The 12,134-nt window shown below is 70.6% G+C and carries 5 protein-coding genes; 4 read left to right on the forward strand and 1 reads right to left on the reverse strand.

Annotated features, from left to right (window positions below; genetic code table 11):
* Window positions 1–14: 14 nt before the first annotated feature.
* Complete coding sequence (locus tag AC1DDU_RS08320; RefSeq protein WP_477432910.1) at window positions 15–410, reverse strand: glucose-6-phosphate dehydrogenase; 396 nt, start codon at window positions 408–410, stop codon at window positions 15–17.
* 166 nt (window positions 411–576) lie between these two features.
* Here AC1DDU_RS08320 and AC1DDU_RS08325 point away from each other — a divergent pair, with 166 nt between their 5' ends.
* The 4 genes from AC1DDU_RS08325 (at window position 577) to AC1DDU_RS08340 (ending at window position 12,090) form a co-directional block, all read left to right on the forward strand.
* Complete coding sequence (locus tag AC1DDU_RS08325; protein ID WP_477432912.1) at window positions 577–1,149, forward strand: DNA-3-methyladenine glycosylase I; 573 nt, start codon at window positions 577–579, stop codon at window positions 1,147–1,149.
* A gap of 45 nt (window positions 1,150–1,194) precedes the next feature.
* Window positions 1,195–3,438: an LLM class flavin-dependent oxidoreductase gene (locus AC1DDU_RS08330; protein WP_477432914.1), complete on the forward strand. Its 2,244-nt coding sequence runs from the start codon at window positions 1,195–1,197 to the stop codon at window positions 3,436–3,438.
* 69 nt (window positions 3,439–3,507) lie between these two features.
* Window positions 3,508–5,856: an ATP-binding cassette domain-containing protein gene (locus AC1DDU_RS08335; protein WP_477432916.1), complete on the forward strand. Its 2,349-nt coding sequence runs from the start codon at window positions 3,508–3,510 to the stop codon at window positions 5,854–5,856.
* Between the two features lie 168 nt (window positions 5,857–6,024).
* Entirely contained in the window at window positions 6,025–12,090 is a 6,066-nt protein-coding gene (locus AC1DDU_RS08340; RefSeq protein ID WP_477432918.1) for an Ig-like domain-containing protein, read from the forward strand.
* Window positions 12,091–12,134: the final 44 nt, after the last annotated feature.

Consider the following 12,134-nt stretch of genomic DNA (forward strand, 5'->3'; position numbering starts at 1 on the left):
TTTGCCCGGCGGTCTTAGGCCGTCCAGCCGCACATGCCGCACTCGCCGGTGGCCGACACCTCGACGAAGCAGTTCGGGCACATCGCCCGCTGGCGCTCGGGCACGACCGGCTTCGGGACGCGGCGCTCGGCCGCGGGGCGTGCGGCCCGGGCGCGGGCGGTCGCGGGCGCCACCGGCTCGGGGCGGCGCTCGACCTTCGGCAGGTGGAACGAGCAGTAGAAGCGCACGTAGCCGTCGTGATTCTTCGGATGCCGGTGCTTGAACGCCCACAGCTCGGTGCGGGGAAGCAGCTCGGAGTCCGCGCCGCAGGCGAAGCAGCGCGTCGGTTCACCGGGGACGACATCGGCGACGAGCACCGGGTTCTCGAAGGGGACGGCGTCCCGCCAATCCGCCGACGCGACGATCTTCATGGTCCTGCCTCCCAGCTGTGCGGGCGAGAACAGCCCGACATTCCAAGGTAAGCGACGCGACGGCCGTGCGGTGACCCAGGGTGTGACCTCGACATGAAGGTTGAAGGATGCGCGCGTGTCGCGACGGCGACGCGACCGCGTCGGCGGCCGCGCATAGGCTGGCGCGGTGAGCACCGATGTCCGTCTGGGCGCCGACGGCCGCGCGCGCTGCGCGTGGGTCGGCGACGACCCCGAGTACGCCCGCTACCACGACGAGGAATGGGGCGTCGCGCTCCACGGCGATCGTGCGCTCTTCGAGAAGATGAGCCTCGAGGGGTTCCAGGCGGGGCTGTCGTGGATCACGATCCTCCGCAAGCGCCCGCGGTTCCGTGAGGTGTTCGCCGGCTTCGATCCCGAGACGGTGGCGGCGTTCGGCGACGACGACATCGAGCGGCTGATGGCGGATGCCGGCATCATCCGCAACCGCGCCAAGATCGAGGCCACGATCTCGAACGCGCGCCTGGTGCAGGGCCTCGAGCCGGGCGAGCTCGACGCCTTCATGTGGTCGTTCGCCCCGGCATCCCATCGGCGTCCCGCGAGCTTCGCCGAGGTGCCCGCCATCACCCCTGAGGCCGAGGCGATGAGCAAGGCGCTGCGGGGGCGCGGCTTCCGGTTCGTGGGCCCGACCACGATGTACGCGCTGATGCAGTCCGCCGGCATGGTCGACGACCACGTCGACGGCTGCTGGCGCGTGGGCTGATCCCTCTCAGGAACAACCGGCGGTCCCCATTCGTTGGAATGGACCGTGGACTACGGACACCCGCTCGAATTCGGCGCCTTCCTCACCCCGACCGCCGCGAGCCCCGAGGCCCCGGTGCTGCTGTCGCAGGTGGCCGAGGCAGCCGGGCTCGATCTCGTCACCTTCCAGGACCACCCGTACCAACCGGCGCTCCTCGACACGTGGACGCTGATGTCGTTCGTCGCGGCGCGCACCGACACGATCCGGATCTCGCCGAACGTGCTGAACGTGCCGCTGCGACCGCCGGCCGTCGTGGCCAGGGCCGCGGCGAGCATCGACCTGCTGACGGGAGGGCGTTTCGACCTCGCCCTCGGCGCGGGAGGCTTCTGGGACGCCATCGAGGCGATGGGCGGCACGCGGCTCACGCCGGGTCAGGCGGTCACCGCCCTCGAAGAGGCGATCGACGTCATCCGTGAGCTGTGGCGGACCGACGAGCGCCGCGGCGTGTTCACCGACGGGACGTTCCACCGCGTGCACGGCGCGAAGCGCGGGCCGCGCCCGGCGCACGACATCCCGATCCACATCGGCGCGTACAAGCCGCGCATGCTCTCGCTCACGGGCCGCAAGGGCGACGGGTGGCTGCCCTCGCTCGGCTACATGAAGCCCGGCGACCTCGCGAAGGGCAACGCGGCGATCGACGACGCCGCCGCGTCGGTGGGCCGCGACCCGCGCGAGGTCCGGCGCCTGCTCAATGTCGGGCAGCTCGCCGCCGATCCGCGCGAGTTCGCCGAGCGCCTCGCGAAGCTGGCGCTCGAGGACGGCATCGGCACGTTCATCCTCGCCGGCGACGACCCGGACCTGCTGCAGCGCTTCGGTGAGGACGTCGCGCCGGCGGTGCGCGAGATCGTGGCCGCCGAGCGCGGCGATCGCGGGGTCGCCGCCGCGCCGGTGCGGTCGTCCGCGGCGCTCGCCGCGCGGCGCGAGGGCATCGCCTACGACGACGTGCCCACGGGACTCCGGGCGATCGAGCCGGGCGACTTCGACTACGGCGACGTGCGCGCGACCTACATGCGCGGCGGCCGGCCCGGTCTCGTGCTGCAGCCGGATTCGCCACAGCAGGTTGCCGAGGCGCTGACGTTCGTGCGGCGGCATCCCGAGCTCCCGCTCGCCGTGCGCAGCGGCGGCCACGGCATCAGCGGCCGCAGCACCAACGACGGCGGCATCGTGATCGACCTCCGGCTCCTCGACGGGATCACGGTGCTCGACCCCGACCGTCGTCTCGTGCGCATCGGACCCGGCGCACGCTGGGCGCACGTCGCCGCGGCGCTGGGCGAACACGGCTGGGCGCTCACCTCGGGCGACTACGGCGGCGTCGGCGTCGGCGGGCTCGCCACCGCGGGCGGCATCGGCCTGCTCGCCCGCGAGCACGGCCTCACCATCGACCACCTGCGCGCCGCCGAGGTGGTGCTCGCCGACGGCTCCATCGTGCGGACGGATGCCGCGACCCGCCCCGACCTCTTCTGGGCGATCCGCGGGGCCGGTGCCAACGTCGGCATCGTCACCGCGTTCGAGTTCGAGGTCGACGAAGTCGGACAGGTCGGCTACGCGCAGCTCGCGTTCCAGGTCGACGACGTCGCTGAGTTCCTGGAGGGCTACGGCCGCATCGTCGAGTCCTCGCCGCGCGATCTCACGCTGTTCCTGATGACCGGCGGTCCGCGCCCCGGCCAGCCCCAGGTCGTCCAGCTGTACGGGATCGTCGACTCCGACGACCCCGACACGATCATCGCCCGCCTGCAGCCCTTCGCCGAGCTCGCACCGCTGGTGCAGCAGTCGGTGCAGCTCACGACCTACGCGCAGGTGATGGCCAACGCGGACCTGGGCCCGCAGCACGGCGCGGGGGAGCCCCACTCCCGCTCGGGTCTGATCGAGCACGTCACGTCCGCCTTCGCGGAGGCGGCGGCACGGATGCTGGAGTCCGGCGCCGTCCCGTTCTTCCAGCTGCGTGCGGTGGGCGGAGCCGTCTCCGACGTCCCGGAGGAGGCGACCGCGTACGCGCACCGCTCGGCGAACTTCTCGGTCGCCGCGCTCGGGTCGCACCCCGACCGGCTGGACGCGCAGTGGCGCACGCTCGCCGCGCACGTGGACGGCATGTACCTGAGCTTCGACTCGTCGGATCGGCCGGAGCGCATCGGCGAGGCGTTCCCGCCGGAGACGCTGGAGCGGCTGCGCGCCGTGAAGGCTGCCTACGATCCGACGTGCGTCTTCCGCGACAACTTCGCGATCGAGCCGGCGGAGTCGGACGCGGCCTGAGCGGCGCCATCCCGGATCGAGCAGGATTCAGGAAGCGCGGTGTCCGGGTTGCCGGGCATACTCGTGCGCATGGCATCCGAGTCCCACATCGCAGATTCGCACGAAGTCATCCGCGTCGTCGGCGCACGGGAGAACAACCTGAAGGACGTCTCGGTCGACATCCCGAAGCGCCGCCTCACCGTGTTCACCGGCGTGAGCGGGTCGGGCAAGTCGTCGCTGGTGTTCGGCACGATCGCGAACGAGTCGCAGCGGCTCATCAACGAGACGTACCCCACGTTCGTGCAGCAGTTCATGGGGCAGCTGAACCGGCCCGACATCGACGCCCTCGAGAACGTCAGCCCGGCGATCATCGTCGACCAGGAGCGCATGGGCTCCAATGCGCGCTCCACGGTGGGCACGGCGACCGACGCGCACGCGATGCTCCGGCTGCTGTTCAGCCGCATCGGTCAGCCGCACGTGGGCTCGCCGCAGGCGTTCTCGTTCAACATCCCGTCGGTCTCCGGCGCCGGAGCCGTGACGTTCGAGAAGGCCGGCAAGAAGGTCAAGGAACGCCGGTCGTTCGAGATCACCGGCGGCATGTGCCCCCGCTGCGAGGGTCTGGGCGAGGTGAGCGACGTCGACCTCGACGAGCTCTACGACAAGACCAAGTCGCTGCAGGACGGCGCGATCACCATCCCCGGCTACAACCCCGACGGGTGGATGGTGAAGGGGTTCACCGAGTCCGGATTCGTCGACCCCGCCAAGCCCATCCAGGACTACACCGATCAGGAGCGCGAGGACTTCCTCTTCAAGGAGCCGACCAAGGTCAAGATCAACGGCATCAACATGACCTACGAGGGTCTGGTGCCGAAGATCACCAAGTCGATGCTGCAGAAGGACCGCGACTCGCTGCAGCCGCACATCCGCGCGTTCGTCGACCGCGCGGTGAAGTTCATGCCGTGCCCCGACTGCGGCGGCACCCGGCTGAACGAGGGCGCGCGGTCGTCGAAGATCAACGGGACCAGCATCGCGGATGCCGCGGCCATGCAGATCACCGACCTCGCCGAGTGGCTCGACACGGTCGACGACCCGTCGGTCGCTCCGCTCATGGTGGGGCTTCGTCAGACGATCGCCTCGTTCATCGACATCGGCCTCGGGTACCTGTCGCTGGACCGCGCGTCGGGGACGCTCTCGGGCGGCGAGGCGCAGCGCACCAAGATGATCCGCCATCTCGGTTCGGCGCTCACCGACATCAGCTACGTCTTCGACGAGCCGACGGCCGGCCTGCACCCGCACGACATCCAGCGCATGAACCGGCTGCTCAAGCTGCTGCGCGACAAGGGCAACACCGTGCTCGTGGTCGAGCACAAGCCCGAGGTGATCGAGATCGCCGACCACGTCGTGGATCTCGGGCCCGGCGCCGGCCGTGCGGGCGGTGAGGTGCAGTACGAGGGGGATGTCGCGGGCCTGCGCGCGTCCGGCACGATCACCGGGCGCCACCTCGGCGACCGCGCGCGACTCAAGGAGTCGACCCGTGCGGCCAAGGGCGCGCTCGAGATCCGGGGCGCGACCCAGCACAACCTCAAAGAGGTCGACGTCGACGTCCCGCTCGGCATCCTCACCGTCGTCACCGGCGTCGCGGGTTCGGGCAAGTCGTCGCTCATCCACGGCAATGTGCCCGGCTTCGACGACGTGGTGGTCGTCGACCAGTCGCCGATCAAGGGCAACCGGCGCTCGAGCCCCGCGACCTACACCGGCATCCTCGACACCATCCGCTCGGCCTTCGCGAAGGCCAACGGGGTGAAGCCGGCGCTGTTCAGCGCCAACTCCGAGGGCGCGTGCCCGGCGTGCCGCGGCCTGGGCGTCATCATCACCAACCTCGGGTTCACGCAGACCGTCGAGACCCTGTGCGAGCTGTGCGACGGGTCGGGGTTCAGCGACGCGGTGCTCGAGTACACGCTCGACGGCAAGAACATCGCCGAGGTGCTGGCCATGTCGGCATCCGAGGCGGCCGCGTTCATCACCAAGGGTCCCGCGCACACGACGCTGATGCGCATGATCGACGTGGGTCTCGGCTACATCACGCTCGGCCAGGCGCTCAACACCCTCTCCGGCGGCGAGCGGCAGCGACTGAAGCTCGCGATCTCGATGGCCAAGAAGGGTGCGATCTATGTGCTCGACGAGCCCACCACGGGGCTGCACCTCGCCGACGTCGAGAACATGCTCGGCATGCTCGACCGTCTGGTCGAGGCCGGCAACAGCGTGATCGTGATCGAGCACCACCAGGCCGTGATGGCGCACGCCGACTGGATCATCGACATCGGTCCTGGCGCCGGCCACGACGGCGGCTCGATCGTGTTCGAGGGCACCCCCGCCGACCTCGTGTCGGGGGCGGAGACCCTCACCGCGCAGCACCTGCGCGAGTACGTCGCAGGGTGACGGGCGACCGCCTGCGGAGCCCATGGGTGTTTGTCCCCATCAGGGGAATGTTCGTCGAGACGTTAGGCTTATCGTCGATTCCCCCGTCTCTAGTGCGCGCCTGATGCCCCACGTCAGGTCCCGACGCCACGAATAGACACTGACGCCCCGGAGGAGGCCGAGGTTTCCATGAGGTCTTTCGCATGGCTTCGCGCGCGCCCGCGTGCCCTCGCGTCCGCCGGCGCCGTCACGGCCGCCGCCGTCGCCGTCACCACGCTCGCCTTCGTCTATCAGGGCCTGCCCACCACCGAGGTCGACCTCCATGACGGCGGCGTGTGGGTCACCAAGCAGTCCAGCCTCATGGTCGGCCACTTCAACCACGAGTCGCAGGTGCTCGACGGCGGCCTGCGCACCACCAGCCAGGACTACGACATCCTCCAGTCCGGCGGAACCGTGCTGGTGGTCGACGGCGAGAACTCGACGCTCTCCGGCGTCGACACCGCGAACGTCGCGCTGACCGAGGCCGCTGACATCCCCGGCGGTGCGCTGGTCGCCCTGGGCGGCCAGACGGTCGCGATCCTCGATCCGGCCAAGGGCGACCTCTGGGTCGCCCCTGCGCAGGGCACGCTGCAGGTGAAGGGCGACGAGCCGGTGGTCAGCCTCGGCAAGGGAGCGGATGTCGCGGTCGGCCTCGACGGCGTCGTGTACGCGGTCGCACCCGCCACGGGGGAGCTCGTGACCGTGCGCACCGACGCCGAGGGCGTGCCGGGCGACCCCGAGCACGCGGCGATCGGCGATCTGCCGAAGGACGCCGACGCGACGATCACCGTCGTCGGCGACCGCCCGGTCGTGCTCGACGCCGACACCGGGGCGGTGTACGCCGGGGGCGCCAAGACCGTCGTGAAGGGCGCGGAGGTGCTGCAGCAGCCGTCGGCCGCGAACGACGCGGTCGCCGTGGCGACGGCCTCCGAACTGGTCTCGGTGCCGCTGGACGGCTCGAAGCCGTCGGCGCAGGATGCCGGCCCGGACGGATCGCCGGCGGCGCCGGTGTTCCTCGAGGGCTGCACCTACGGCGCGTGGAGCGGATCGGGCCGGTTCCTGCGCGACTGCACCGGCAAGGCCGACGACCTCGCGGCCGACGTCGCCGGCATCGAGCCCACGTCGGTGCTCCGGTTCCGTGTGAACCGCGACGTGATCGTGCTCAACGACACGATCGGCGGCGCCACGTGGATGGCCGCCGAAGACATGCAGCGCGTCGACAACTGGGACGAGATCACGCCGCCCGAGGGCGACTCCGAAGACGACGAGCAGACCACCGAGGACACCACCGAGACCACGCTCCCGGAGCGCTCGGAGATCAACACGCCGCCCGACGCGACCGACGACGACTTCGGGGTGCGCCCCGGCCGCACCACGATGCTGTCGATCATCGACAACGACAACGACCCCGACGGCGACATCCTCACCGCCCGTGTGACCGGCGACGGCCCGGCCTTCGGCGAGATCCAGGCGGTCGACAACGGGCGGGCACTGCAGATCGCCGTGCCCGAGGACACCACCGGCTCCACGAGCTTCACCTACGAGATCACCGACGGCCGCGGCGGCACCGACACCGCGACGGTGCAGCTGGCGGTCCACGGCTGGGACGTGAACGCCGCGCCGACCGCCAAACGTGTCACGACGGTCGCCGTCGAAGCGGGCGGCGTCGTCAGCTACAACGTGCTGCCGGACTGGTCCGACCCGGACGGCGACGACGTCTTCCTGAAGTCCGCGGTCGCCGGCGACGGCGACGAGGCCGACTTCACCTCCGACGGCCGCATCACCTTCCGCGCGGTCGGCGGCGCGCAGGGGCGCAAGGAGGTCCCGGTGGTCGTCTCGGACGGCACCGACGACGCCGAGGGCGTCGTGCGGTTCGACGTGAAGCCGATCGGCTCGACCGTGCCGATCACGAACGCCGACTACGTCGTCGTGCGCGCCGGCAAGACCGCGACCGTCGCTCCGCTGCAGAACGACGTCAGCTCGACGCGGGAACCGCTGCGGCTCGCGCGCGTGGACGAGGTGCCGGGCGCGACGATCACGCCGGACTATCAGAACAAGACGTTCACGTTCCGCTCCGACGCCCCCGGCACCTACTACGTGCAGTACCTCGTCGCCGCAGGGGTGGACCCCGTGCCCGGGCTGGTGCGCGTGGACGTGATCGAAGAAGGCGAGACCGACCTGCCGCCCGTCGCGGTGCGCGACGTCGCGCTGCTGCCCAGCGGCGGCGAGGTGCTTGTGGACGTGCTGCACAACGACAGCGACCCCGCGGGCGGCATCCTCGTCGTGCAGTCGGTGACCGTGGAGCCGAACTCCGGCGTCGCGGTGGCGGTGCTCAACCACGAGACGCTGCGCATCACCGATCAGGCGGCGCTGTCGGAGCAGGTGCGCATCTCGTACCGCATCTCCAACGGCGCGAAGTCCGCCGAGGCCGACGTCATCGTGATCCCCGTGCCCGCGCCCGCGCAGCTGCGTCCGCCGGTGGCCAACGACGACCTCGCCATCGTGCGCGCCGGCGACGTGGTGACGATCCCGGTGCTCGACAACGACTACCACCCCAACGGCGACGCGATCCACGTCGCCCCCGATCTCGTCGCGCCGCTGGTCGACCCCGAGGACGGCGAGGCGTTCGTCTCGCAGGACTCCGTGCGCTTCCGCGCGTCCGACGAGGCCGGCACGGTGTACGCGACGTACGAGGTCGTCGACAGCACGGGCCAGAAGGATGCCGGCTACATCACCATCCAGGTGGTGGCGGTCAACGAGAACAACGCCGCGCCGCGGCCGCGCGACCTCACGGCCCGCGTGCTCACCGACAGCCGCGTGCGCATCGCGGTGCCGCTGGACGGGATCGACACCGACGGCGATTCGGTCGAGCTCGTGGGCATCGCGTCGCCGCCGAAGAAGGGCCGGATCGTCGAAACCGGTGCCGACTACCTGATCTACGAGGCGTTCGGCGACACGTCCGGCGTCGACGGCTTCACCTACCGGGTGCGTGACCGGCTGGGCGCCGAGGCGACCGCGACGATCAGCGTGGGCATCGCACCGCCTGAGGCGGCCAATCAGTCGCCGTACGCGGTGAAGGACTCCGTGGTCATGCGCCCGGGCCGCAAGATCGCCGTGCCGGTGCTCGCGAACGACTCCGACCCCGACGGCGATCGCTTCGGCCTCGTCTCGAACGGGCTGGTGCTGCCGGACGTCGCCGGGCTGAAGGCCGACGTGCAGGGCGACCGGGTGGTCGTGACCGCTCCCGACAAGCCGGTCGAGACCTCGTTGCAGTACACGATCAAGGACGCCCGAGGCGCGCGGGCCACCGCGGTGCTGCAGATCACGGTCGCCGAGAACGTGCCGCTGCGCCCGCCGGTCGCGCGCGACGACTACGTGCGCGCCGCCGACGTCGAGGACGGCACCGCCGAGGTCGAGGTGCTCGCCAACGACGAGGACCCCGATGGCACGGTCGACGCGCTGAAGGTGACCGTGAAGGATGCCGCCGCCCGCGTCATCGCCGACGGCAAGATCCGCGTGACGCTCGCCGACGTGTCGCAGCTGATCCAGTACACCCTCACCGACCCCGACGGCAACGAGGCGTCCGCGTTCATCCACGTGCCGGGGCTGAAGACGCTGCCGCCGGCGCTGACCACGACCAAGCCGATCGAGGTGAAGAGCGGCGAGACGATCGAGATCCCGCTCTCCGAGTACGTGCGGTCGGCCGACGGCAGCGCGGTGATCGTGACCGAGGCGGCGAAGGTCGCCGCGGTCCACAGCGACGGCTCCGGCCTCATCAAGGACGCGAAGACCCTCGTCTACACCTCGGCGGCGGGCTACTTCGGCGACGACGCGCTCACCTTCGAGGTGACCGACGGCACCGGACCCGACGACCCCGAGGGGCGCAAGGCCACGCTGACGCTGCCCATCACGGTGCTCCCTCCCGACAACCAGCCGCCGACGTTCGCGAACGGGCAGATGGATGTCGCCCCCGGCGAGGAGCCCACCGCGCTCGACCTGCGCGCCCTCACGTCCGACCCCGACCCCGATGACCTTCCTGGCATGAAGTACGAGATCGTCGGCGGATCGCCCGACGGGATGTCGGCGTCCATCGAGAAGGGCGAGCTGCGCGTCCGTGCGGATGCGGCAACCAAGAAGGGCACGGCCGCGACGATCAACCTGCGCATCACCGACGGCGTCACGCAGCCCATCGAAGGCTCCGTGGTCGTGCGGGTGACGGCATCCACTCGTCCGCTCGCCACCGCGAACGACGACGTGATCGCCGAGGCGCACCAGGGCAAGACCCAGTCGGTCGCGGTGCTCGACAACGACTTCAACCCGTTCGAGAAGGACGGCAAGCCGCTGAAGATCACCGCCGCGGTGACCGAGACCGGAGACGGCACGGTGAAGGTGTCCGGCGACCGCGTCGAGGTCACGCCCGACGCGAAGTTCTTCGGCACGATGGTGGTCCGCTACCGCGTGGAGGATGCCACCGCCGACGCCGACCGCGAGGTCGAGGGCCGCATCCGCCTCACCGTGCAGGGACGCCCCGACGCACCGGGGACCCCGACCGTGTCGAGCGTGCAGGACCGCACGGTGGTGCTGTCGTGGACGCCGCCGGCGAACAACGGCGCGGAGATCACCGGATACACGGTGAGCGCCACCGCGGGCGGTTACAGCAAGGAGTGCACGTCGACGACCTGCACCCTCGACGGCCTGACCAACAACGTGAAGTACAACTTCACGGTGGTGGCGACCAACCGCGTCGGCGACTCCGACCCGTCGGCGCCGTCGGGCGAAGCGCGTCCCGACGCGCGTCCTGACACGCCGCAGGCGCCGACGCTCACGTTCGGCGACCGCAGCCTGCGGGTGGACTGGGTGACCCCGTCGACGCCGGGCTCCCCGGTGCAGTCGTTCAACCTGCAGATCTCGCCGGCTCCGCCCTCGGGGGTGGCGCTGAAGCAGAAGGTGACCGGCAACAGCATCGTGTGGGACGGCCTCGAGAACGGCGTCTCGTACCAGGTGCAGGTGCAGGCCGAGAACCTCGCCCCCGAGCCCTCGTCGTGGAGCCCGTGGTCGCTGGGCGAAGTGCCCGCCAAGGCGCCTGAGGCGCCGGCGGCCCCGACGACGAACCGCCTGGACCCCGTCGGGAACCAGGCGCAGATCGAGGTCGTGTGGGCCGCGCCCGCGAACAACGGCGCCGACATCTCGGGCTACCAGGTGCAGGTGCTGCAGGGCAGCACCGTCAGGAACACGATCGACGTCGCGGCGGGAACGACGCGTCAGGCGATCAACCTGACGACGTCCGAGACCGACTACACGTTCAAGGTTCACGCGCAGAACAAGGCCGGCTGGGGCTCGTGGAGTGCGGCATCCGCGCCGAAGCGTGCCTTCGGCACGCCCGGCACGCCCACGGGCGTGAGCCTCTCGACGCCGGACGCCGACAAGTCGGTGGTCGTCTCGTACGGTGCCGCGGCGGGCAACGGCGCGAGCACGACCGAGGTGAAGTACGAGTACTCGCTCAACGGCGGCGGCTGGACGGCGATGCCGACCAACAAGAAGATCGGCAGTCTGTCGACCTCGACGGACTACTCCATCCGGGTGCGGGCGTACACGGCGATGGACGGCGTCCGCTACACGGGCGTCGAGTCGGGGGCGTCGAACAGCGTCAGACCGTACGGGCCCGTCAACACACCCGGCGCGAACGCCACGGCGAGCGGCCTGACGGTCACCTATTCGTGGTCGGCTCCCACCGACAACGGTCGCAGCATCCAGGTGATGCAGGTCAACATCAACGGCGAAGGCTGGAAGAACGTCGGCCGGAACGGCAGCGAGCAGCGCACCCTCGGCTACAGCACGACCTCCAGCATCCAGGTGAAGGCGATGGACACCGAGGGCCAATGGTCGGCGGTGGCGACGGACTCTGCGACGACGATGGCCAAGCCGCAGCCGAAGGCGACGACCGGCCGTGCCGGCAACGCGCAGGGGCAACCGAACTGCGGCAGCGCGTCGTGTGCCTACATGACGGTGAGCGTCGAGAACTTCCCCCCGGGCGCGAGCTATTCGCTGCACTGCAACGCCACGGGCGGGAACGGTGGCTCCTGGGGATCCGGGACGCTGAACATCTCGGGCAGCGGGACCGGCTATGCGCAGCTCAGCTGCTACTTCGGTGACCCGGGGAAGTCCGCGTGGGTGACCATCGAGGGCTGGGGCGACGCCGCCGCCATCACCTGGTAGCTGCGGCATCCACTCTTCTGAACACGACACGACGCAACGAGAGA

It is taken from the genome of Microbacterium sp. 05T445 (assembly GCF_056395865.1).

Coding starts and splice junctions, on each gene's coding strand:
- AC1DDU_RS08320 (WP_477432910.1), bottom strand. CDS start 410: ATGAAGATCGTCGCGTCGGCGGATTGGCGGGACGCCGTCCCCTTCGAG.
- AC1DDU_RS08335 (WP_477432916.1), top strand. CDS start 3,508: ATGGCATCCGAGTCCCACATCGCAGATTCGCACGAAGTCATCCGCGTC.
- AC1DDU_RS08340 (WP_477432918.1), top strand. CDS start 6,025: ATGAGGTCTTTCGCATGGCTTCGCGCGCGCCCGCGTGCCCTCGCGTCC.